Consider the following 21,999-nt stretch of genomic DNA (forward strand, 5'->3'; position numbering starts at 1 on the left):
ATGCCGGCGTACCCGCGCCCGCACCTTTGCGATCTTTGCCAGGGTCGCCTCGTCGAGTGCGGCCAGCGTGCGGCGGGCGGTGGAGTCTGAGGCCGTGAGTCCGAACAACGGCCGCTGGTGTAACTGGAGTTGCCCGGCCCCCGACAGGTTCCCTGCTCCGAGCACGATGGCGACCGCCAGCTGGACCAGCACCCCGGCACGATCCCGCCAGCCGGTCACCGTGCTGGACGGCAGTACCTTCGCCAGCGAGTCCGTGAGTCCGGTGCGGTCCGCGCACCGGCGCAGCAGCACCGCCCCGGCATGCCCTATCAGCCGCTTCCCGTCAGCGACCACCGGCAGCCGACGGTCCCACCCTGTACTCTCGACCACCAGAAAGGTGCCTTGCTCTCTGCAACGGATACGACGTAGACACTCGCATCCTCGCAGGTCAACGGCACCTTTCTGCTATCAGGGCGTCAGATCACCCAATTCCGCTGAATACCCAGGGCTAAAGCAGTGCGCGGCCAGTACGCGCAAGGCCGGACCGGCGATTCCACACAGTTCGACGCCGTCATGGAGCGGATCAGGGTTCAAGGCCAGGCCAGGGTGGTCCCGCATCGGGCCGGACCATGAGAGCGCGCGGACAGGGCGTACAGCGCGCGCCGCATCGAGGTATACCCGCGCGGACGCATAATCAGTGACTCCATCCCCGAGGTACACGACCAGCGGGCTACTGAGGTTGAACTCCTGGAGTTGTAGGGGCTGATGGGCCGTAGCCCTCGGCGGTATCACCGGCCCATTGGACGACTGCGTGTTCTACCTGGTCAGCGTCACTCCAGGATCCTTGGAGCTCGATCAGCTCAGCCTTGAACGAGCCGTTGAGAGTATCGGCCATCGCCTTGTCGTAGCTGTCGGCGACGGAACCGACGGATGCGGTCGCGCCGGCCTCCAACTGCCGCTCGCCGTAGCGGATGGACACATATTATGAACCGCGGTCGCTGTGGTGAATCAGACCCGAGCCCTTCCCGATGCCTCGCCGCCACAACGCCATCTGCAGGGCGTCCAGCGGAAGGACCGCGAATGCCCACCGCTCTGTCCCCGGCTCCGGCCGAACTGCACTTGGCCGAACTCGCCGAGGCCAACCGGCCCACCCAGTTGCCGTTGCTGACCCGCATCGCCGGACTGCTGTCCGCGTCGGCGGCGGTCACCCACCTGCTGGTCCGCGGCTCGCTCGCCTCCGGTACCGCCGAGTGTTTTCGGACGTGGACTTCTCGTCGGTGTCCACGACCGCGACCTGCCCGCCTTCACCCAGGTCCTGAACGAGCTGATGACGGTCGCGGGCGGGGCCCTGCTGCCCGGCTGGCGCGACACCATCGTCGCCGACCTGGGCGTCATCGGGTTCGTCTTCCTCGTCCAGCACGAGGGCAAGCTCCAGCAGGTCGACCTCTACCTCGCGCCTGCTTCGCAGATCACCGTGATTCGCCGGAAGGTGGCAGGCAAGGTGCTGCGGGAACGCCCGCTGCTGGCCACGCTGTCCCACCGGACCGCCGCCGGGTCCACCACCCGGTCGGTGTGCCACTGGTCGTACAGGAACCGCGCCGAGTCCAGCGACAACCGGCCTTCGGTGTCGGTGAGTTCGGCGCCCCGGCTCCACATCTGGGTGAGGAAGTCGTGCACCGTGTGGTGCTCGTCGGGGTAGCCCGCCAGAACCGTGCCGTACGGGCCCTGGTCGGAGCGGGTGAACCAGCGGGCCTGGAGCCGGTGGACGGCGGGCACGGGGCCTGTCTTCGCCAGCTGGCGGGTCAGGGCGCGGTCGAAGCCCTCGAAGGAACGGCCCAGCAGCAACGGCCTCTCGGGTGCGGACATGGCTCTCCTCACGGCCGGCGCGCCGTCCCGCTCGTCGACCGCTGACGGTGGAAAGGCGGTCGCCTTCCTTAGATCAAACGATTGCTCTGTGGGCGTGGCTCCGAGGCTTTCTCCTGGTCAAGGCCAACCGGTCACCGTGGTCTGTGGGAGTTTGATGCATGAGGATTGCCCTCGATGGGGTGTGGGGATACGGTCAGGCAATCGATTGACTAAATGAAGGTGTGTCGCGTCGCGCGCCGGGTCCCGCACGGCCCGCGCCACCCATGTCGCCCCCGAGGAAGGGACTTTCATGCCTCGCTCCCATACAGTTCGTGCTCACACGACTCACGCTCGCGGAAGACGTCCGTGGACCGGTCCGCTTGTCGGGCTGTCGGCCGGTGTGCTGCTCGTTGCGGGCCTGCTCGCACCCGAGGCGGCCGCCGCGTCGCCCGCCGCCCAGCCCCTCGCCGAGGCACGGGCACAAACCCAGGCGCAGGCGCAGCCCTCCCATGTCCTGCACGCCGCCCCGCTCGGCAAAGGCACGGACTGCTCGGCCTCCCGCCCCTGCACGGTGGAGGCCGCGCAGAAGCGGGTCCGCGCGCTCAACGACGACCTCAAGGGCGACCTGGTCGTCCAGCTCGCCGACGGCACCTACCGACTGGACGAGCCGCTGGACCTCACCGCCGCGGACTCGGGTGACAATGGCTACCAGGTCGTTTGGCAGCCGGCGCCCGGCGCGCACCCCGTGCTCAGCGGCGGCCGCCCGATCACCGGGTGGCAGAAGACCGACGCGGCGCGCGGCATCTGGACCGCGAAGGTCCCCGCTTCCCTGCGCACGCGCCAGTTGTACGTCGACGGCAAGCGGATACCGGTCGCCCAGGGTCCTGCACCGGCCGCCCTCACCCGCTCGGCGGGCGGCTACACCGCCGCCGACGACACGTACGCGAAGTGGCGCAACCCGTCAGACGTGGAGTTCGTCTTCACCGGTGGCAACGGTGACTGGACCGAGAGCCGCTGCCGGGTCAAGGACATCCAAGGTGCGCGGCTGATGATGCGTCAGCCCTGCTGGGACAACGTCACCGATCGCCCCAAGCCCGCCGCCCAGGCGCCGTACTACTTCCCCGACCTGGCCTCGGACGCGAAGCCGACCCGGATCGAGAACGCGTACGAGCTGCTGCATACTGGCCAGTGGTATCTGGACACTGCGCGCCACACCGTCTCATACATCCCGCCGGCCGGGACCGATCCCAACCGCGCGACCGTCGAGGCACCCGTCCTCCAGACCCTGGTCTCGGGCCACGGCACCCTGGACCAGCCGGTGCACGACATCGTGCTGCGCGGGCTCACCTTCGCGTACGCCACCTGGCTCGACCCGAGCGGCGACAACGGCTTCGCCGAGATCCAGGCCAACGTCCGCATCACCGGGGACCAGAAGGTGAAGCCGCAGGGCACCTGCACCTTCACCGTGCCCGCCGGTACGTGCCCCTTCGGCGCCAACGCCCAGGAGCCGGCCGCCGTGACCTGGCGGGCCGCCCGCGACGTGGTGATCGAGGACAACACCTTCACGCATCTGGGCGCGGCCGGGCTCGGCGTCGCCTTCGGCAGCCACCGGACTCTCGTCCAGGGCAACGAGTTCACCGACATCTCGGGCATCGGCCTGATGCTGGGGTCCACCGACGACCCGCACCCGTCCGATGTCGGCGAGACCGACCGCGAGATCAACACCGACAACCGGATCGAGAACAACTACATCCACCACATCGGGGTGGAGTACCCGGGCGCTGACGGCATTCAGCTCTTCTACAGCCGGGGAACGACCGTCGCCCACAACGAGATCGCGAACGTTTCCTGGGACGGCATCGACAGCGGGGTCAACGCCGGCCACCTGGACACGGCCGACCACCCCGACCTGACGTCCAACATCAACGCCGACAACACCATCGCGAACAACCTCGTCCACGACTACCACAGCGTGCTCGCCGACGGCGGGGCCATCTATCTCGAAGGCCACCAGGGCGAGACCCGGCGCAAGGCCGACGGCAGCGTCGACGAGGAGGCGAGCTTCGAGCACGGGACGAAGGTCACCGGCAATGTCGTCTACAACGACCTGCACAGCGGGCTGACGCTCTACAACGACATCGGCAGCCAGTGGATCACCTGGACCCGCAACGTCGAGTTCAACAACACGTACGGCAACGGCGGTTGCGCTCCCATCGGGCACATCCGCTTCACCGGCAACTACCACGCGGACCCCATCGCGCAGTACCCCTGCGCACCCGTCGCGGTGGACCTCCAGTACGCGGACAACACCCAGCTGCCGATGCGCCCAGGACCTGACGATCTGCCGGCGGACATCTTGGGCAACGCCGGTCTCCAGCCGGCGTACCAGCACCTCGCCGCCGGTGACGCGCCGACGATCTCGTCCATGAGTCCCCGTACGGGTACGGTCGACCGGCCCACCGAGACCCTGATCGTCGGCACCGGATTCTCCACCGGCAGCAAGGTTTTCTTCGGCGCGACGCCAGCCGCCACGACCACGGTCCTCTCGTCCACGTTCCTCTCGGCGGTCGCACCGGCCGGCGCGAGCCTCGCGGAGGCGACGGTCGAGACCGGAGCCGGGCGGGTGAGCGGGCCCTCTGGGCTGCCGCTGAAGTCCGTGACGGCGGACTCCCTGGACAACGAGGCGCTCTACAACGTCAGTTTCTACCCGTACAACGTCGTGGACGGGAAGCTGAACACCTTCTGGTCCTCGGCCCAGACCGCGACGCCGCACTGGATCGAGGTGCGCTTCGACCACCCGGTGACGTTGGGCAAGGTGGTCGTACGGGGACGACGCCATGAGGACATGACGCTCAAGGACGTCTCGCTCACCACGGCGAACGGCTCGGACGTACCCACGCCGGCGGGCCGGGTCACGGACAACACCGCCCCGGACGTGCCGTTCACCTTCACCACACCGGTCACCACCGACACCGTGCGCGTCACGGTCGAGGCCGAGACCTTCCACGGTGAGCCGCGCACCAACGCGGACATCGGACAGATCGAGTTCTACGACGCGGACGGCAACCCGCTGAGCGGCAGGCCCGTGACCGACTGACGCCGTACAGGAAACCGGGGCTGCCGGGCGGGCCGCACAGGGCCCACCCGGCAGCCTCTTTGTACGATGGCGGATCAAACGATCGAATAGGCGTCGTGACCGAGACCGGCAGGCCCCAAAGGACGGGTCACCCCCCACCGACATCGCACGGCTGGCAGGTCGATCCGTCCTTGGTCTCGCGGGTGATCAACGCCGACGCGCGGCTGGTCATCAAGGACGAGACCCGCCGCCGGGTCACCGAGGCCGTCCGCGCGCTGCGCTACCACGCCAACGCGGCGGTACGCAGCCTGCGTACGGCCCGCTCGGAGTCCTTCGGCTGCTCATCCCCGACTCCGCGAACCCCAGAGGCTTCTTCTCGCCTCGGACCGGCTGGACGCGGGGGCCGTGGAGGCGCTGGTCGCCACCGGCCGGCCCGTCGTCTCGGTCAACCAGCGTCTGCCGGGGGTACGGAGAGCGGTACTCGCCGACGACGAGGGCGCGGGCGTGACCGCCGTGGAGCATCTGATCCGGCTCGGCCATGAGCGCATCGCGCATATCCGCGGCCCGCTGACCAGCGACACCGCCAACCGCAGGCTGCGCGTCTACCGCGGCGCGCTGGGCGCGGCCGGGCTGAGCGCCGATCCCGCCCTGATCGCTGGCGAGGGGTACGAGAGCGGGTCGGGCGCCGAGGCGATGCGCCAACTTCTGCGTGCGGCACGGCGGCCCACCGCTGTCTCCGTTGCCAGCGTGGCGGTGGCCATTGGCGCGCTCACGGCGGCGAGGGAAGCGGGTGTCTACGTATCCCAGGACCTGTCCGTGGTGGCGGTGCACGGCATTTCACTCGTCAGCCATCTGTCACCGCCGCTGACGACGGTTCGGATGCCGCTCGCGGAAATGGGCCGTGCCGGGGTCCTCGCGCTGCTGGAGACCCCGACCGGGCCATAGGGGCCGAGCTGACCATGGTCGGTGCGACCGGCGAACTGATTGTCCGGTGCAGTACGGCAGCCCCGTCGTCGTAACTCCCGCTCAATCCACCCCCCGTACCGACACCACCGGGGGCTTTGCCGCAGGTTTGTCCTCCGTCCCGGCGATAGATGCCTCGTGCCCCGTCCCCGCGCCGCCCTCGGGACGGCCCCCGCTGCCGCGCCGTGCCGACCAGCGGGTCCGCAGGAACGACCGGCCGCGCGAACTCGACGCCGTGTAGAGGGCGGCGGCCGCGACCAGGACGCTCCCCTGCACCACGTTCTGGTAGTTCGAGCCGATGTTGAGGACGTTGAAGCCGTTGCTCAGGGTGAACAGGATCAGCGTGCCCGCCACCGATTTGGAGACGAAGCCCGAGCCGCCGAACAGCGAGGTGCCGCCCAGTACGGCCGCCGCGATGACGGTCAGTTCGCCGCCGGTCAGCACGGTCGGGTCAACGGAATTGAACTTGCCCGCGTACAGCACACCGACCACCGCGGCGACGGCGCCGTTCAGCACGAATGCCGACATCTTGTAGCGGTCGACGTTGATCCCGGAGAGCCGGGCCGCCTCCGCGTTGCCGCCCACTGCGTACAGATTCCGCCCGACCACCGTGTAGCGCAGGACAGCGCCCGTGAGCAGAGCGAGCGCCAGCATGATCCATACCGGCACCGTCTGGTTGAGCAGGGCCGGCCGGAAGACACTGACCGTCACCACGGCGAGTCCGGCGACGGCGAACCCGACGGCGGTCCCCGACACCTTGCCGACCAGGCTGCTACCCGTAGCGCCCGCGCCACCCGTCCTGCCCGCGCGGACCACCAGCAGGACCGCCACCGCCACCAGCAGCACCCCCACGACCAGCGCCGGAGTCCGGTGCCAGGCCAGCTGGGCGGTGGAGAAGGTGTGGAAGGAGGTGCGGGTGGCCGTGATGCTCTGCCCGTCGAGGATCGCCTGTACGACACCCCGTACGGCGGTGAGCGTGCCGAGCGTCACGATGAACGCGTTGACCCCGACCTTCTGCACCAGGACGGCATTGACCAGCCCCACCAGGATCCCGGTCAGCAGCGCCGCGACCAGCGCCACCATCACCCCGTGCGCGTCGACGAGTTTCAGCGCGATCGTGCCCGACAGGGCGGCGGTGGACGCGACGGACAGGTCGAAGTTGCCCGTGATCAGCACAACGGTCATGAAGATCGCGAGAATGCCGATCAGCGCCGACTGGCCGAGGATGTTGCTGATGTTGACGTCGCTGAGGTAGGCCGGGCGGCCCTGCGCGGACGAGGTGATGGTGAGCACCGCCACCAGCGCCACGAGGGCGTAGACCACCCCGGCGGAGCGTGGCGACAGCGCTCGGCGCCAGCCCGCTGCGTTCTTGCCCGGCGGCCGGCCCGCGTCGTTGTCAGTACCGGAGGTCATGATCCGTTCGCCTTTCTGAGTGTCCACTGATCCCACTGCCGCGTTCACCGCGCGTGCTCCCCCGGCCGCCGCTCTCACAGGCCACTGGCCAGAGCGGTGAGTTCGTGCAGGTCGGTCGCCGCCACGGGGCGTTCGGCGATCAGCTGTCCCCGGCGCATCACGAGCACGCGGTCGCACGCCCCGAGCAGCTCCTCGAACTCCGAGGAGACGATCAGGACGGCGTGGCCCGCGTCGGCGAGGCCGTGGATCAGCTGGATGATGTCGGCCTTGGCGCCGACGTCGACCCCGGCGGACGGCTCGTCCAGCAGGAAGACCCGCGCCGGGCCGTAGAGCCACTTGGCGAAGACGACCTTCTGCGCGTTGCCGCCGCTGAGTTCGCCGACCGGCGCGTCGATCGAGGGCGCCGCGATGCCGAGATCGGCGAGCGCCCGGCCCGCGACCTCGCGCTCGCGGGCCCGGTCGGGCACCAGCCGCCGGCGGGAGACACCGGAGAGGTACGGCAGGGAGGTGTTGCGCCAGATCTCCCACTCCGGCAGCAGCCCCTGGCGCGAGCGGTCCTCGGGGACCAGCGCCAGGCCGCGCCGGACCGAGGCGTGCGGGGACCCGCCCCGTACGCGCCGGCCCGCCACCTTCACCCGGCCGCTCGCGGACCGGTCCGCGCCGAAGATCGCTTCGAGGAGTTCGGTGCGGCCGCTGCCCAGCAGACCGGCCACCCCCACCACCTCGCCCGCGCGGATCTCCAGGCTCAGCGGGCCGAACCGGCCCGGGGAGCGCAGTTCCTCGACCGCGAGCAGCGGCTGCGCGTCGGGTACGTCCCTGGTGTGCGGCCGCTCCTCCAGCCGGGCGAGCCGCTTCCCGACGATCGCCGTGATCAGCTCGTCCTTGCCGGTGTCGGCGGTCGGGGCGTCCACCACAACCGCGCCGTCCCGCAGCACGGTGAGACGGTCGGTCAGCTCCAGGATCTCGTCGAGGAAGTGGGAGACGTACACGAAGGTGGTGCCCTGGTCGCGCAGCCTGCGGACGGAGCGGAACAGGACGTCCCGCTCGGTGGGCGAGAGCGCGGCGGTCGGTTCGTCCAGCAGGACGAGGACCGGATCACGGGCCAGCGCCTGGAGGATGGAGACCATCTGCCGGGCGCCGATGGACAGTTTGCCGACGGGGGCGAGCGGGTCGAGGTGGTAGCCGATGCGCTCGCAGAGCGCGCCCAGCTCCTCCGTACGGCGCCGGGCCCGCCACCGTACGGATTCGTGGCGCCCGAGGAAGATGTTGTCGAGCACGGTCAGCGAGTCGACCAGCGGGGTGTGCTGGTGAACGGCCCCCATGCCCGCCGCGAGCGCCTGCGCGGGGCTGGTCCAGACGACGGGCTCGCCGCGCCAGGCGACCGTACCGCTGGTGGCGGTCTGCACCCCGGAGAGGATCTTGATGAGTGTCGACTTGCCCGCGCCGTTGGCGCCGATGAGTCCGTGCACCGTGCCGGGCAGGACGTCCAGGGACACGCCCCGCAGAGCGTGGGTCCCGCTCGGGTAGACCTTGTGCACGTCGGTGACGGACAGGACCGCCGGCGTCGGCGACTCCGCGGGCCGGGTCACCATTGCGGCGCGCAGGTGGAGACGTTGGCGGAGGTGATGCCGGGCGTGTCGTAGAACGTGGTCTTCGGGGGACCCGTGAGCTTGCCGGTGAGCGTGTCGTGCATCATCTGCACGGCCATCGCGCCCTCGTCGTACGGCTTGTAGCAGACGGTCCCGTACACCGCGCCGGACTTGATCGCCTCGATGCCGCTCTTCGAGCCGCCGACCCCGATGATCTTGGCGTGGGAGCCCGCGGACTTCACCGCGGAGGCGCAGCCGACGGCCATGTCGTCGGAGATGGCGTAGAAGAGCCCGACCTTCGGGCTGGCGGCGAGGATGTTCTGGCAGGCGGACTGGCCGTCCTGCTTGGTCCAGTTGCCCGGCTGGGTGGCGACGATCTTGTACTTCCCGGCGCCGGCCTGGTTCAGGGTGGCTTTGAACTGGGTGACGCGGGTGGTGTTCTCCACAAAGCCGGCCGCGCCCGTGATGACGGCGACCTGGCCGCCGGAGGGCAGCGCCTTGAGGGCCAGCTGTCCCGCGGTGGCGCCGGCTCCGAACTCGTTCTCGTCGAGCACGAACTTCAGCTTCTGGTACGGGTCATCCGCCTTGCGGTCGGCCCCGACGTACCCGTGCACCGTGCCGACCGGGATACCGGCGGCGCTCGCCTGGTCGACCAGCGCCTGCGCGGGTCCCGGTGACAGCGGCACCAGCAGGATCCCGCTGACCTTCTGCGCCACCAGGTCCTGCACCTGGCTCGCCTGCTTGGCCTGGTCGCCCTGCGAGTCGAGGTCGACCAGCTTCACCCCCAGCTTCGCGGCCCTGTCCTGGGCGCCCTTGGCGAGCGCGGCGGGAAAGGTCACCGACTCCTGCTGGTTCGCCAGACCGATGGTGAGGGAGGCGTCCTTCGCCCCGGTGGACGGGGCGGCGGCGCCGGGACCGGACGCCGTCGTCACCGTGCACCCGGCGGTGGCCGCAAGGAGCAGTGTGACCGCCACACCCACCGTCCGGGCGCGCCGTCCTCGGATTGATCCGTTCACTGTGTTCTTCCCGTCTGCAGGTACAAAAGGGGACTGGAAATCGTCAGGGGAACGCCGCTGACGAACGGCGTCAGTGGAAGGCCGCGCGGTCCTCGACACTGCTCGGTACTGCCTCGGAGCTTGTTGATGCTGGTCGTTCAATCGGATAAGTCAATCGTTTGACTGCACCATAAGAGCCGTTTGAGACGGGTGCAATACCCCTGCCGAAACTGAAGCCGCCCCCAGAGCGCCGACGCAACGCCCCGTCCGCTCCGACCGGCCCGCCCGCCATCGGCCGGCTTCCCCGGGGAGGCCGGGGATGTGGAGGTGAACCGCCCCGGGTCCGTTGGAGATCTCAGTTGGCGGCTGTGACCTGGGGTTTCGAGGTTGCTTGGTAGGAGTTGGTCTCGTACTCGACGGGCGGGATCGGCGGTGGTTGTACCAGTTGACCCACTCCGCGTTGGCCAGTTCGACCTGCGAGAGCGTCTTCCAAGGGCGACCCGGTTTGATGGCCTCGGTCTTGTACGGGCCGATCGTCGACTCCATCAGCGCGTTGTCATACGCGTCGCCGACCGAGCCGACCGAGGCCGCGATCCCCGCGTTGTCGAGATGTTCGGCCAGCCGGAACGAGGTGTATCGCTGCCCGCATCGGAGTGATGGACCAGCTCGTCCGGCACGTGCGGACGGCCCTCACGGTCACGCTGCCATAGACCCATGTCCACTGCATCAAGGACGAGTTGGGCCCCTTGGACATCGAGGCTGATCAGCCGAGGATCCGCCGGGAGAAGGCGTCCACGACGAAGGCGACGTAGACGGTGCCCGCCCAGCCCTCCACGTGCGCGAAGTCGGCCACCAAGGTGCGGTTCAGGACACTTGCGACGAAGCCGCGGTCCACCCGGTCCGGCGCTCGCGTGGCGCCCGGGTCCGGGAAGGTGGTGATCACCCTTTTGCCGCGCGCTGCGCCGACGATGCCGATCTCGCGCATCAGACGCCCGACGGCGCAGCGGGCGACCTGTACTAAAGCCCGGCGACATCCGCCACCACCCGCTCAAGGACGCCTTCCAGGCCCACCGCGATCTGGAGTCACGTACCACCACCGGCAAGCTCTTCCTGCTGCCCTGAAACCCAGCGGCACCGTGCGCCGCACGACCACGAAGGGAGGCGATCCACCCGTGCACGACCTGGAACGACTCGTCGTCATCGAGGACCTGCGCCGCCTGATGGCCCGCTACGTCTACCTCGCCGACCACCAGCGCTGGACGGACATGGCCGGCCTGTTCACGACAGACGGCACCTTCACTCCGCGCCTGGTCGACGGTTCCACGGTCGCGTCATGCGCGGCCGTGAACAGATCGCCGACTCCGCGGCCCGCAGCGTGGGCCCCGGCGCGACCGTGATCCACCACCTGTTCTCCGATGAGATCGACGTGTACTCCTCCGACTCCGCGAGCGGGATCTGGGCCATGGAGGACCTCGTCATACGGCCCGAGGGACCGAGGGCCGGCCGCGCACCATGCATGGCTTCGGTCAGACTCTCGTCCACGGGCTCAACGACTCCCCGGCGGGAATGCTGGCGTGGATCCTGAAGCGGTGGCGTAGGTGGAGCGACCAGCGCACCGACTTCGACGAGGTCTTCCCGGCCGACCACATCCTCACCAACGCCACGATCTACTGGGCCAACCAGGCCATCGGCCCCTCCATCCGCGCCTACCGCAACGCGAACCTCCACCCCTGGACGCCCTCCCACGACCGCACCCCGGCCGTCGAGGCGCCGGCGGGCTTCACCTTCCTGCTCGGTGACGCCTCCCCGCCCGGAGCCCACACCCCCGAACAGCGGCGCGCGAAGTTCGGTGGCACCGGCTTCTACGGGAACGCCAGGCGGTCAACGTCCACGACCGGGGCGGCCACTTCGGTTCCTGGGAGAACCCGGAAGCATGGATCCACGACCTGCGCGCCACCTACCTCGAACTGCGCTGAGCGACCGCAGTCCGAGCCCCGCGCAGCGTCCACCCCAGCGGCCCCTCCCCTCCCGAGACCCCTGACCAGGAGGGCCCCGACCTCCCGCGCGTCGGCACCGCGCTGGGCCTGGTCGAGCAGTTCACCAGTACGGACGAGTCCTCGCGGATGACTTGCGCACCCCGTGCCACAGCGTCCCCGCCGATTCGGACGTCGACCGCAGCGCACAGGCCACGCTCGGTGAGTCCGCCCGGCTCTACCTGTCGCCCCCCGAACGCCATCCGGCAGGCGGTGGCACACCGAGCGCAGAACCTCGCCCGCCTCGTCCAGACGCCGTCGGTTCCCACGCCCTTTCGTTCTCCGCCGCGACCGGGCCGTGACGACCGGGCGTGGTGGGGGCTGACCGGACCAGGCAGGCCACCGCCACGGCGCCGACCAGGGCCAGTGCGGCGCCGAGTACGAACGCGGACGTGTAGCTGCCGGTGGTCTCGACAGTGGCACCTGTCACGATGGGGGCCAGGATGCCCGCGAGTGTCGAGCACATCTGCACGACGCCGGCCAGGCGTCCGGTGTACTCCGGCGGCACGGTCGCGATGATCAGTGCCTGGTAGTGGTAGCTGGCGAACAGGAAGAAGATCGCCACGCAGACGAGCAGCAGACCGACGGTGGGGGATCGCACGGCGGCGGAGGGGCCGAAGCAGGCGGCCACCATGACGAGCGATACGACGATCATCCACTTGCGCGGTGTGATCAGGCTGGCGCACTTCTTGATCAGCCTGTCCGCGGTGAGTCCGCCCAGGACCAGCCCGGCCGTCGCCGCGACCCACGGGATCGTCGCTGTGCCGGCGAGGTCGGACTTGTCCAGGCCGCGCGCGTCCACGAGGTACTGCGGATACCAGGTCAGGAACATGAACAGGACCCAGGAGTAGGCGAAGAAGGCGATCGCGAGCGCCATGACGTGGCGCTGCCTGACGAGGTTCCAGAATTCGGCGTGGGAGGCGCTGCCCGCTGTCCGGCTCCGGTTGGTCGCCGGTGTGTGGTCGGCGGTGATGTAGGCGTGCTCCGCCGCGTCGACGCCAGGGTGCTCCGCGGGCCGGTCCCGCGCGGTGAACCACCACACCGCGCACCAGAGCACACCGAGCGAGCTGAGCATCAGGAACGCCGGACGCCAGCCGAGGGTGGCGCAGATCCAGACCACGAAGGGGGTGGCGATGATGGGGCCCACTGTCGTGCCGGCCTGCGCGAGGTTCAGCATCGTCGAGGTCTGCCGCTTCGGGAACCAGTCCGCTGTGAGCTTGGCGCTGATGGGGGCCTGCGGCCCTTCGCCCATACCGAACAGCATCCTGACGGCTATGAAGGTGGCGGCGTTCCAGGCGCCCGCCGTCAGCGGGATGGTGAGGGACCATGCCAGCATGCATGCCGTGTACGCCCGGCGTACACCGATACGGTCGACCATGAAGCCGCCGAGAAGCGCGAAGGGCGAGTACGTCCAGAAGAAGGCGCTGAGGATGAGGCCCCACACCGCGGGGGAGAAGTGGTACTCGGCGAGGATGAACGGAGCGGCGACGGACAGGGCGGTCCGATCACCGTAGTTGATCAGACACGCCAAAAAATTGAGCGCGAAGAGCCGGTAGCGGACTTTGGACATAGCGACTCCGCAGTGGTGTTCGCGCCACACGGCCCCGGGGAGCGGCCGAGCGGCAGGAAGAGAGCAGGACGGAAGGCCCTCAGGCCGGGTGAAGGACTACGCTCAGAAGACGCAGATCGGGTTCACCGGGGAACCGGTACCGCCCGGGAGCCGCAGTGGAGCCACGGTCAGCAGAAACTGATGGGCATTCAGCTCGCCGCAGATGGCGATGAGCTCGGCGAGCCTGGGGCAGTCGAGGAGGATCAGCCCCATGGACACCAGCCCGATCTGGTGCAGGGGCAGCGGTACGGCCTTGCTGGGGAAGGGGATGCGTTCGACGCAGTCGCCGCTGTAGACGGCCACCTCGTGGTCGTGCAGCCAGGGGACGCAGTCCGCGCCGAGTCCGGCGCGCAGCGACAGATCCTCCGGCCCTTCATCGGCTTCCCTGCGCTCCAGGCCCACATGGACGAAGACCGCGTCTCCCGACTCGACTGTCAGACCGGCCAGTTGCTCGGCGGCGTCGAGGTCGGCCGCGGTCACCGTCTCTCCCGCCTGCAGGAACGGCACTCCTCGTGCGGCAGCCACGTCCAGGAGCACTCCCCGGGTCACGATGCCCTCGCGCTGTGCGTACACCGAACCGAAGTTCAGCCCGTTCGGCGTCATGACGTCCTGCATTGAGCGGCCGTTGTATGACCGCCCATTCCAGAACACATGACTGAGCGCATCAAGATGTGTCACGGCGAAGCCGTGGGTGGACATCTCGAAGCTGTCGAGGGCGGAGAGCGGTGCGATCGCGTCGAAGAGCATGCGATGGCGTACCGGGTCGGTGTTCACGGCATCGGCTGTGGTGGACAGATCCCGGCCGAGGGAAACCGTCCGGCCGTGGCGGACCTGAGTCGCGGCCTGGAGCCGCTTTTCCTCGGTGATGTAGTTGAGGGTGCCGAGTTCATCTCTCTCCCCCCAACGCCCCTCGTTCGAACAGCGCGTGAAGAGGGAGATGAGTTCGTCCTCAGTCATCGTACATTCCTTCCGTGGCCATGGCCGTGATCAGTGGGCAGGGTGACAGGAGGGCCCCTCGTGGGCGATTCGGGTCGCCTCAAGGCAGCCGAAGGATGGTGTCGCCGGGGAACGGGGCGTGCCGGTGCCCGGCGGGCGCCTCGAGCAAGTCCTGGGCGATCGAGTGGCACTTCGCAGTGCCGTGGCCGCCGCACATCCGGCCAGCGCCCATGAGTGCTGCGCTGGCGGAGGCTGCGGCATGTCGGATCAAGTCCCGGCGGAGACCGCGAGAGAGAACGCGGAACTGAGCTCCTCGGTGATGCGATCGACGCCGGGGATCAGATGTGCGGCCAGTTCGGGCGCGGCGGGGATGCGGGAGTCGGGTGCGCCGATCCGCACAGGGCGGACGCTCAGTACGCCGGACTCGGCGATCCGGGTGATCACCTCGGCACCGAAGCCTGCCGTCGTGTTGGCCTCGTGCACCACGGCCAGCCGGCCACCCGTCCTGGCCACCGACGCCACGACGGTGTCTGTGTCGAACGGGTTGAGCCAGGGTGTTTCGATGACGGTGACCGGTGTTCCGCGTGCGGCGAGCCGGTCTGCGGCCTCCAGGACCTGGTGGGTTACCGCGCCCCAGGTGACGACCGTGGCTTCCGTCCCGGTGCGGCGGATGTGGCTGCCACCGATCGGAGCGGGCGGGCGGCCGGTGATGATCTCCCGCTTCTCACCGAAGTACAGGGTCCGGTTGTCGAACACCACTACGGGGTCGTCGCTGTGCACGGCCGAGACCATCACGTCGTACGCGTCCTGCGGTGTCGAAGGCATCGCGACCCGCAGCCCCGGGGTGTGCAGGAACAGCGCTTCCAGGTTCTGCGAGTGCTGAGCGCAGGCGCCCGGCGAGTTGCCCTGCTGGGTGCGCACGACCAGCGGCGCGGTCAGACGGCCCTCGGAGACATAGCGCACGTTGGCCGCCTGGTTGATCATCTGGTCCAGGGCGACCAGGAAGAAGTCCGCCCACATGATCTCGACGATCGGCCGGCGGCCCATCATGGCCGCGCCCACGGCGGAGCCGAGGATGGCCGACTCACTGATAGGGGTGTCGAAGACGCGGTCCCCGAACTCCTTCCACAGTCCGCGGGTCACACCGTGCACTCCGCCGGGCTTGGCCACGTCTTCGCCGTAGAGCAGGGTCTCGGGAACCTCGGACAGCACCCGGCGCAGGGCGGCGTTGACGGCTCCGGAGTAGTTGACCTTGATGGTTTCCTCAGGCATAGATGTGCTCCTTCGCGCTGCTGCTGTCGGCCGGCGGGTCGGCGAGCGCGGCCTTGGCGGCCCGCTCGACCTCGTCGCGGGCGCTCTGCTCCGCCTGTGCGATCTCGTCCGCCGGCACTCCCGCGGCGGTCAGTTCCCGGATCGCCCTGGCGATCGGCTCCCGCTCCCGGTCCCGGGCAATCTCTTCCCGTGTGCGGTACTGCCCCGGATCGCCCACGTAGTGGCCCACCAGCCGCTGGGTGTCCAGTTCCACGTAGGCCGGGCCGCCCCCGTCACGGGCCTCTTCGACCAGGTCGGAGACTGTTTCGCGAATCAGTTCCGGGTCGTTGCCGTCGATGCGCACGGACGTGATGCCGAGCGCCCTCGGCCGGTCGGACAGCGCCGGATTACGGACGGCCTCGCGGATCGGAGTCAGTTCCGACCATTGGTTGTTCTCGCATACGAAGATCACGGGCAGCCGTGTCGCCGCGGCGAAGTTCATGGCCTCGTGCACGGCCCCCTGATTCATCGCACCGTCCCCGAACACCGTCAGCGCTACCCGGTGCGAGCCATCGTGGCGTCCGGCCAGAGCGGCACCCACCGCGATGGGGGCGCCGGCACCGACGATCGAGTTCTCACCGTAGAAGCCGTACTCCGGAGCGCTCAGGTAAGCCGATCCGCCCCGGCCGCCATTGACGCCCGTCGACCGGCCCAGCAGCTCCGCCATCAGCGGGTGCAGCGGCGTGCCGCGCGCGATGGCCCAGCCATGCCCGCGATACGTGGCATACAGGGCGTCCGCGGCGTCGAGTGCGTCGCACGCGCCGACCGGCCCTGCCTCCTGGCCGTTACACAGATGGACCGACCCCCGGATGTCACCGGACTCGACCAGCGCCTGCGCCTTCTCCTCGAAGGCGCGAACGCGCCACATCGCCCGTAGGTCCGCCATGAGACGTTCGCGCATCACGCTTCCTCTCTGTTGTGAACAAGATTCAAACCTGAAGCCATCAAGCAAGTCAATCGATTGACTCACTGTCGTCCCGAGTCTAGGTCGCGGCCGCCGCTCGGGCAATGATTCCGGCACTGAACAGCTCCATCACCCAGCGCCGCGTCTTGCTGCCGCGGGACTCGAGGTCTACATTAGACAAACGATTGACTCGGAAGTCGGGTGGGGATGGCTATGGCTGCCCACACCTGTGTGACCACGAAAGGGGGACGATGAGTCCGCGCCGTTTCGACATGCTCGTCGGCCTGTACGGGGACGAGGGCATGGCTGTGATTCTGTCCGAGGAGGAGACCGTCCGGTCGTGGCTGCGCGTCGAGGCGGCTCTGGCCACTGCCCAAGGTGAGGCGGGCGTGATCCCGCCGGACACTGCCGAGGTCATCACCCGCACAGCCACGCTGGAGGCCATCGAGTCGGCGCGGCTGTGGCGGGAGACCCGCAATGTGGGTTATCCGATCCTGCCGCTCGTGCGTCAGTTGGACGAAGCGCTGCCCCCGGAGCACCGGGGCCGTGTCCACTACGGTGCCACGACGCAGGACATCATGGACTCCGGGCTGGCTCTGCAGTACACCGCCGCGGCCACGCGTCTGGGGGAGCTGCTTGAGGGGTTCGGGGATGCCATCGCCACTCTCGCGACCGCCCACGCAGACACGGTGATCGCCGGACGGACCCACGCCCTGCAGGCAGTGCCGACCACGTTCGGCGCCAAGATGGCGGGTTACCTGGGCGAACTCGCCCGCGACCGGGCGCGTCTGTCGAGTGCCGCGGAGGCGGTCGCCACGGTGTCGCTCTTCGGCGCCGGCGGCACATCGGCCGCGTACGGGGACCACGCCGTGAAGATACGCGGGCGCGTTGCCGAACTGCTGGAATTGGTGGCTACCGACGTGCCCTGGCACGTAGCCCGTGACCGGATCGCCGAGTACGGCTCGGTCTGCGCCCTGCTCACCGCGACCTGCGCGCGCTTCGCGCGGGAGGTCATCGACTTGTCCAGGACCGAGATCGCCGAGGTCTCCGAGGCGGCCGGGCACCTTCGCGGCGCGTCATCGACGATGCCGCAGAAGGCGAACCCGATCGAGTCGGAGGCCGTCATCGGTATGGCCGTGACCGCGGGTGCGCTCTCCTCCGCCCTCTACAGGATCATGGAGGCGGGACACGAGCGAGCCGCCGGTGAATGGCAGGCGGAGTGGCAGGTGCTGCCCCACCTGTCCGCACTGGCCGCGGGGGCGCTGGCTACCGCTCGCTCGATCGCGGAGGGTCTCCAGGTCTTCCCCGAGGCGATGCACCGGAACCTGGAGGCCGATTCGGGTCTGGTCATGTCCGAGGCGTACATGATCGGCCTTGCTGCCACGCTGGGCCGCGAACAGGCACATGACCTGGTGTACGAGGCGGCGCGCCGCTGCCGCGAAACGGGCGAGGACCTGCGGGCCGTGCTGCGGGAGGTGGCACCGGCCGGAGCGGTGGCGTCGGTGGCCGAACTGGCGCCCGCGGACTACGTGGGAGATCCGCACCTCACCGTTGATTCGGCGCTTTCCGCATGGCGGGCAGTCGACTGAACGGATACGGCGCGTGGCGACCCGTAGGCCTGGCCCGTCGGTCAACGCAGACCCGGGTGACGGCCGCGCACAGGAAATGATCCGGAACCGGGCACAAGCCGGCCCGAGGGACAACAACCGGCAAGAAGGGAACGATTCTCCATGGGACGCTTCGAAGGGCTCACCGCTGTCGTCACCGGAGCGGGAGGTGGGATCGGCCGGTCTGTCGCTCTCCGTCTCGCCGCTGAGGGCGCACGTGTCGCTCTGCTGGATATCTCGACCGGGGCCGCCGATCGGACGGCCAAGGCGATTGCCGAGGCGGGTGGGCGGGCGGAGAGTTACCGGGCCGACGTGACGCGCCCCGGCGATGTCGAGGACGCACTGGATCGTGCTGAGAACGACCTCGGCCCGCTCACTCTGGCCGTGGGCGCGCACGGCATCGTACGCAACCACCCCTTCCTCGAACTCCCCGCCGACGACTGGGACGCCACGCTCTCCGTAAATCTCAAGGGGATGTTCCTGCTGCTGCAGAGGGCCGCTGTGCGCGCCGCGGCGCACGGAGGAGGTGCCATGGTTGCTGTCTCCTCCGTCGCCGGGCGCGGAGCCCGCCCAACGTGCGCCGACTACGCCGCCAGTAAGGCCGGCGTGATCAGCCTGGTCCATTCGGCCGCGCTGGCGCTGGCGGCACACGGCATCCGCGTCAACGCCGTGTGCCCCGGTGTGGTGGACACCGAGATGACCCGTGCCATCCACCGGCAGAAGGCGGAGATCAACGGGATCACCCCGGAAGAGTCCTTTGCCGAGCAGGCGGCGAAGATCCCCCTCGGCCGCATCGAGACACCCGAGGAGATCGCCGGAGTAATCGCCTTCCTGCTCTCCCCGGAGTCCTCCTACATCACCGGCCAGGCAGTGAACGTCTGCGGCGGCCTGGAAATGAACTGAACGAGACGAGGAGTACCCACATGCTGCACGGCGTCTGGCACTTCAGCTTCACCGTCGCGGACCTGGACCGCTCGGTGGACTTCTACACCCACCACCTCGGGTTCGACCACATCCACTCGCAGGAACAGCAGGGCGGCTACACCAGCGATCTCGTCGGCTACGAGAACGCTCATCTGCGCATCGCGCAACTGGCCGTCCCCGGCAGGCCGGCCGGCCCCTCCACGCACGATCTGGAGCTGGTGCAGTATCTCAACCCCGTCGGCATCCGCCAGGATCCGGGGATCAAGCATCCCGGAGCGGCTCACCTGGCCCTGACCGTGGATGACATCAGCGAGCGGTACGAGCGGCTGAGCGCCGTCGGCGTGCGGTTCTACTCGCCGCCCAACGCCATTACCGGCGGTGTCAACAAGGGCGGGTTCACCTGCTACTTCGAGGACCCGGACCAGATCGTCCTGGAGTTGGTCCAGCCGCCGGCCCACCGGCTCAGGGCGCCCGTCCACCCGGCGGATGTCGCCCACCCGGCCTGACCGGACAACCGGTCGGCCGCCCACGGCATCAGGAAGGATCCTTCTCATGCTGGATGCCTACGCGTCCATTGTCGAGACCATTGACACCGCGATCGCCCCCGAACACCGGCTGCCGGTGGCGATCGTGGGCGCCGGAGCCATCGTCGATGTGGCCCACTTGCCGGCATACCGCACGGCCGGACTGGAGGTCCGCGGCCTGTTCGACCTGGATGCGGAACGGGCGAAAGACGTCGCCGGCCGCCACGGCGTGCCGAAGGCCTACGCTTCTCTGGACGAACTGCTCGATGACAGCGCCGTACGGGTCGTCGATATCGCCGTAGCCCCACAGGCCCAGCCGGACATCGCCCAGCGTGCTCTCCAAGCGGGCAAACACCTCGTCTGCCAGAAGCCGTTCGTACCCGACGAGGAAACGGGCAGGGAGATCATCGAAGTTGCGGACCGGCTCGGCCTGAAGATCGTCGTCAACCAGCAGATGCGCTACGACGAGGGCATCGCCGCGGCCCGTGCCATGGTCAGGGGCGGCTGGATCGGCGAGCCCACGACGCTGTCGTTCACCGTGAACATCGCCACGGACTGGACGCCATGGCCCTGGCTGGTGAGGAGCGACCGGCTGGAGATCATGTACCACTCGATCCACTACCTCGACGCGATCCGATCGGTGTTCGGTGATCCGGTACAGGTCTTCTGCACCGGGTCACGCGCGCCTGGCCAGGCTGCCGCCGGAGAGACCCGGACGATCAGCACACTCGTTTTCCCCGGCGATGTACGCGCGGTCGTGCACGCCACCCACGAGAACCGTACCGGCGACTCGGAGGCGACTTTCCGCATCGACGGCTCCGGCGGCAGCATCAAAGGCACGATCGGACTGCTCTACGACTATCCGCATGGCCGGCCGGACACGCTCGAAGTCAACAGCCTGACGCTGCCTACCGACGGTTGGCTGCCGTACCCCGTCACCCGCCGCTGGATCCCCGACGCGTTCGCCGGACCGATCGGTTCGCTGCTGCGCGCCGTGGCGGACGGAGGTGAACCGTATCCGTCCGCGCGCGACAACCTCGGCACCATCCGACTGGTCGACCGGCTCTACGCCTCGATGGACTCAGGGCACAGCATGCCTATGAAATGATGGCAGCGATGGCAGCCAAACCAGCTGAGAACGCCAAACGGGCCACGAAGGCCGAACCGACACCGCGCCGCGCCGCGCCCCCGAAGAACACACCCGCGAAGGCCACTCCAGGCAAGGTCACCCTCGCCGATGTAGCCCTTGTCGCCGGCGTCGACCGCTCCGTGGTCTCCCGAGTGATCAACAACGACCCGAAGCTGAGCATCCGACCGGACACCCGGCAGCGTGTCCTGGACACCATCGGCAAGCTCGGCTACCGCCCCAACGCTGCCGCGCGCAGCCTGCGTACGGCACGGTCGAACATGCTCGGGCTGTTCATCCCCGACTTCGCCAACCCCGTCTACGCCGAGATCATCAAGGGCGCGGAGACAGCGGCGAGCAGCCTCGGGTACGGGCTGATGACAGCCAGTTCCGAAGGGCTGCGCCGAGGTGTCGAGCGCTACCTGGATCTGTTCGGACACAGCCGTGTCGACGGTCTGCTGTTCGCGGGCGACGAGGCGGGCCGGGCCCTCGACCAGATGCGCTCGCTGCGGCTTCCCTGGCTCCTGGTCAACCGCCGTGCCGTGGGATCCGACCGCTACGTCATCCTGGACGACGAGCACGGAAGCCAACTTGCTGTCGATCACCTGGTGGCACTCGGCCACCGCGACATCGCGCATATCGCGGGTCCGGAGACCGCGGACACCGCCCGTCGGCGGCGCATCGGATACACCTCCGCCATGACCGAGGCCGGACTGGCGGCAGACCCCCGGCTGATCGTGCACGCCGACTACACACCGGCCGGTGGCCACGCTGCCCTGGAGGAGCTGCTCGACACCGGAACCGGCCCGCGGCCGACGGCGGTGTTCGTCGCCAACGTCGCCTCGGCGGTCGGGGTGCTGCACGCGCTCCACGCACGTGGCGTACGAGTCCCCGAGGACATGTCAGTGGTCGCTGTACATGACATGCCGCTGGCGGGCCATCTCGTTCCCGCGCTGACGACGGTACGCATGCCCTTGGGGGAATTGGGCGCGCGTGCCGTTTCCCTGCTCGTGGCGAGCACACCCGAGGACAGCATCACCGAGGTGGTCGCGGCACCGGCGGAGATAGTGGTGCGGGAGTCGACGGCCCCGCCGCCCGTGTAGCCCGCCGCGGCGTTCGCCCTACGGCGAACGCCGTGATACGCGGACAAAGGAACGGCACCTCC

The 21,999-nt window shown here is 69.0% G+C and carries 18 protein-coding genes and 2 pseudogenes; 9 read left to right on the plus strand and 11 right to left on the minus strand.

What is annotated here, in order from left to right:
- Together ACIRQP_RS39410 and ACIRQP_RS39415 are read right to left on the minus strand one after the other, a co-directional pair.
- A pseudogene (locus tag ACIRQP_RS39410) lies at positions 1-369 on the minus strand (IS1380 family transposase); the annotation flags it as partial.
- A 1,056-nt stretch (positions 370-1,425) separates the two neighbouring features.
- Entirely contained in the window at positions 1,426-1,845 is a 420-nt protein-coding gene (locus tag ACIRQP_RS39415; protein WP_403899831.1) for a hypothetical protein, read from the minus strand.
- Between the two features lie 379 nt (positions 1,846-2,224).
- Between ACIRQP_RS39415 and ACIRQP_RS39420 the strand changes: the two genes are divergently transcribed.
- Together ACIRQP_RS39420 and ACIRQP_RS39425 are read left to right on the plus strand one after the other, a co-directional pair.
- Positions 2,225-4,921 (plus strand): right-handed parallel beta-helix repeat-containing protein, encoded by a 2,697-nt coding sequence (locus ACIRQP_RS39420; RefSeq protein WP_403899833.1) that lies wholly within the window; start codon positions 2,225-2,227, stop codon positions 4,919-4,921.
- A 360-nt stretch (positions 4,922-5,281) separates the two neighbouring features.
- Positions 5,282-5,845: pseudogene (locus ACIRQP_RS39425) on the plus strand (substrate-binding domain-containing protein); the annotation flags it as partial.
- Positions 5,846-5,926: 81 nt separating this feature from the next.
- Here ACIRQP_RS39425 and ACIRQP_RS39430 read toward each other — a convergent pair.
- From ACIRQP_RS39430 to ACIRQP_RS39450, 5 genes are all read right to left on the minus strand, one after another.
- Positions 5,927-7,276, minus strand: coding sequence for an ABC transporter permease (locus ACIRQP_RS39430; protein WP_403899835.1), 1,350 nt, complete (start codon positions 7,274-7,276; stop codon positions 5,927-5,929).
- A gap of 74 nt (positions 7,277-7,350) precedes the next feature.
- Positions 7,351-8,868, minus strand: a complete 1,518-nt coding sequence (locus ACIRQP_RS39435) for a sugar ABC transporter ATP-binding protein (RefSeq protein WP_403899837.1) — start codon at positions 8,866-8,868, stop codon at positions 7,351-7,353.
- A complete protein-coding gene (locus ACIRQP_RS39440; protein ID WP_403899839.1) occupies positions 8,862-9,839 on the minus strand; it encodes a sugar ABC transporter substrate-binding protein in 978 nt (325 codons plus the stop codon). The genes ACIRQP_RS39435 and ACIRQP_RS39440 overlap by 7 nt, the downstream gene beginning before the upstream one ends.
- Positions 9,840-10,031: 192 nt before the next feature.
- Complete coding sequence (locus tag ACIRQP_RS39445; protein ID WP_403899879.1) at positions 10,032-10,481, minus strand: integrase core domain-containing protein; 450 nt, start codon at positions 10,479-10,481, stop codon at positions 10,032-10,034.
- Positions 10,482-10,623: 142 nt separating this feature from the next.
- Positions 10,624-10,845, minus strand: a complete 222-nt coding sequence (locus ACIRQP_RS39450) for a hypothetical protein (protein ID WP_403899841.1) — start codon at positions 10,843-10,845, stop codon at positions 10,624-10,626.
- A 187-nt stretch (positions 10,846-11,032) separates the two neighbouring features.
- Between ACIRQP_RS39450 and ACIRQP_RS39455 the strand changes: the two genes are divergently transcribed.
- A complete protein-coding gene (locus ACIRQP_RS39455; RefSeq protein ID WP_403899843.1) occupies positions 11,033-11,257 on the plus strand; it encodes a nuclear transport factor 2 family protein in 225 nt (74 codons plus the stop codon).
- Positions 11,194-11,445, plus strand: coding sequence for a nuclear transport factor 2 family protein (locus tag ACIRQP_RS39460; RefSeq protein WP_403899845.1), 252 nt, complete (start codon positions 11,194-11,196; stop codon positions 11,443-11,445). The genes ACIRQP_RS39455 and ACIRQP_RS39460 overlap by 64 nt, the downstream gene beginning before the upstream one ends.
- Before the next feature lie 626 nt (positions 11,446-12,071).
- Here ACIRQP_RS39460 and ACIRQP_RS39465 read toward each other — a convergent pair.
- The 4 genes from ACIRQP_RS39465 to ACIRQP_RS39480 all read right to left on the minus strand — a co-directional run bounded on the left by ACIRQP_RS39465 (position 12,072) and on the right by ACIRQP_RS39480 (position 16,650).
- Positions 12,072-13,463: an MFS transporter gene (locus ACIRQP_RS39465; RefSeq protein WP_403899847.1), complete on the minus strand. Its 1,392-nt coding sequence runs from the start codon at positions 13,461-13,463 to the stop codon at positions 12,072-12,074.
- 102 nt (positions 13,464-13,565) lie between these two features.
- The gene (locus ACIRQP_RS39470; RefSeq protein ID WP_403899849.1) at positions 13,566-14,459 is read right to left on the minus strand and encodes a cyclase family protein; all 894 of its coding nucleotides are present in this window, start codon (positions 14,457-14,459) and stop codon (positions 13,566-13,568) included.
- Between the two features lie 246 nt (positions 14,460-14,705).
- Positions 14,706-15,710: an alpha-ketoacid dehydrogenase subunit beta gene (locus tag ACIRQP_RS39475; RefSeq protein ID WP_403899851.1), complete on the minus strand. Its 1,005-nt coding sequence runs from the start codon at positions 15,708-15,710 to the stop codon at positions 14,706-14,708.
- Positions 15,703-16,650, minus strand: coding sequence for a thiamine pyrophosphate-dependent dehydrogenase E1 component subunit alpha (locus ACIRQP_RS39480; protein WP_403899853.1), 948 nt, complete (start codon positions 16,648-16,650; stop codon positions 15,703-15,705). Before ACIRQP_RS39480 ends, ACIRQP_RS39475 begins: the two co-directional genes overlap by 8 nt.
- Before the next feature lie 254 nt (positions 16,651-16,904).
- On the opposite strand from ACIRQP_RS39480, the gene ACIRQP_RS39485 reads away from it, so the two are divergent.
- From ACIRQP_RS39485 to ACIRQP_RS39505, 5 genes are all read left to right on the plus strand, one after another.
- On the plus strand, positions 16,905-18,242 hold the full coding sequence (locus tag ACIRQP_RS39485) for an adenylosuccinate lyase family protein (protein ID WP_403899855.1): 1,338 nt from the start codon (positions 16,905-16,907) through the stop codon (positions 18,240-18,242).
- 141 nt (positions 18,243-18,383) lie between these two features.
- Entirely contained in the window at positions 18,384-19,163 is a 780-nt protein-coding gene (locus tag ACIRQP_RS39490) for an SDR family NAD(P)-dependent oxidoreductase (RefSeq protein ID WP_403899857.1), read from the plus strand.
- A gap of 20 nt (positions 19,164-19,183) precedes the next feature.
- The gene (locus ACIRQP_RS39495) at positions 19,184-19,690 is read left to right on the plus strand and encodes a VOC family protein (RefSeq protein WP_403899859.1); all 507 of its coding nucleotides are present in this window, start codon (positions 19,184-19,186) and stop codon (positions 19,688-19,690) included.
- A gap of 46 nt (positions 19,691-19,736) precedes the next feature.
- Positions 19,737-20,816 carry a Gfo/Idh/MocA family protein gene (locus ACIRQP_RS39500; RefSeq protein ID WP_403899861.1) on the plus strand — a complete coding sequence of 360 codons (1,080 nt, stop codon included), beginning with the start codon at positions 19,737-19,739 and terminating at the stop codon, positions 20,814-20,816.
- An 8-nt stretch (positions 20,817-20,824) separates the two neighbouring features.
- Positions 20,825-21,937 carry a LacI family DNA-binding transcriptional regulator gene (locus ACIRQP_RS39505; protein ID WP_403899863.1) on the plus strand — a complete coding sequence of 371 codons (1,113 nt, stop codon included), beginning with the start codon at positions 20,825-20,827 and terminating at the stop codon, positions 21,935-21,937.
- Positions 21,938-21,999 lie beyond the last annotated feature (62 nt).

The organism is Streptomyces sp. NPDC102274, from assembly GCF_044766385.1.
In the GTDB taxonomy this organism is placed as follows: Bacteria; Actinomycetota; Actinomycetes; order Streptomycetales; family Streptomycetaceae; genus Streptomyces.

Bases quoted from the DNA above. Each gene is read 5' to 3' on its own strand.
- ACIRQP_RS39415 (WP_403899831.1), bottom strand. From the start codon at position 1,845: ATGTCCGCACCCGAGAGGCCGTTGCTGCTGGGCCGTTCCTTCGAGGGC.
- ACIRQP_RS39430 (WP_403899835.1), bottom strand. From the start codon at position 7,276: ATGACCTCCGGTACTGACAACGACGCGGGCCGGCCGCCGGGCAAGAAC.
- ACIRQP_RS39435 (WP_403899837.1), bottom strand. From the start codon at position 8,868: ATGGTGACCCGGCCCGCGGAGTCGCCGACGCCGGCGGTCCTGTCCGTC.
- ACIRQP_RS39450 (WP_403899841.1), bottom strand. From the start codon at position 10,845: ATGCGCGAGATCGGCATCGTCGGCGCAGCGCGCGGCAAAAGGGTGATC.
- ACIRQP_RS39460 (WP_403899845.1), top strand. From the start codon at position 11,194: ATGCGCGGCCGTGAACAGATCGCCGACTCCGCGGCCCGCAGCGTGGGC.
- ACIRQP_RS39465 (WP_403899847.1), bottom strand. From the start codon at position 13,463: ATGTCCAAAGTCCGCTACCGGCTCTTCGCGCTCAATTTTTTGGCGTGT.
- ACIRQP_RS39470 (WP_403899849.1), bottom strand. From the start codon at position 14,459: ATGACTGAGGACGAACTCATCTCCCTCTTCACGCGCTGTTCGAACGAG.
- ACIRQP_RS39475 (WP_403899851.1), bottom strand. From the start codon at position 15,710: ATGCCTGAGGAAACCATCAAGGTCAACTACTCCGGAGCCGTCAACGCC.
- ACIRQP_RS39480 (WP_403899853.1), bottom strand. From the start codon at position 16,650: ATGCGCGAACGTCTCATGGCGGACCTACGGGCGATGTGGCGCGTTCGC.
- ACIRQP_RS39485 (WP_403899855.1), top strand. From the start codon at position 16,905: ATGAGTCCGCGCCGTTTCGACATGCTCGTCGGCCTGTACGGGGACGAG.
- ACIRQP_RS39490 (WP_403899857.1), top strand. From the start codon at position 18,384: ATGGGACGCTTCGAAGGGCTCACCGCTGTCGTCACCGGAGCGGGAGGT.
- ACIRQP_RS39495 (WP_403899859.1), top strand. From the start codon at position 19,184: ATGCTGCACGGCGTCTGGCACTTCAGCTTCACCGTCGCGGACCTGGAC.
- ACIRQP_RS39500 (WP_403899861.1), top strand. From the start codon at position 19,737: ATGCTGGATGCCTACGCGTCCATTGTCGAGACCATTGACACCGCGATC.
- ACIRQP_RS39505 (WP_403899863.1), top strand. From the start codon at position 20,825: ATGGCAGCCAAACCAGCTGAGAACGCCAAACGGGCCACGAAGGCCGAA.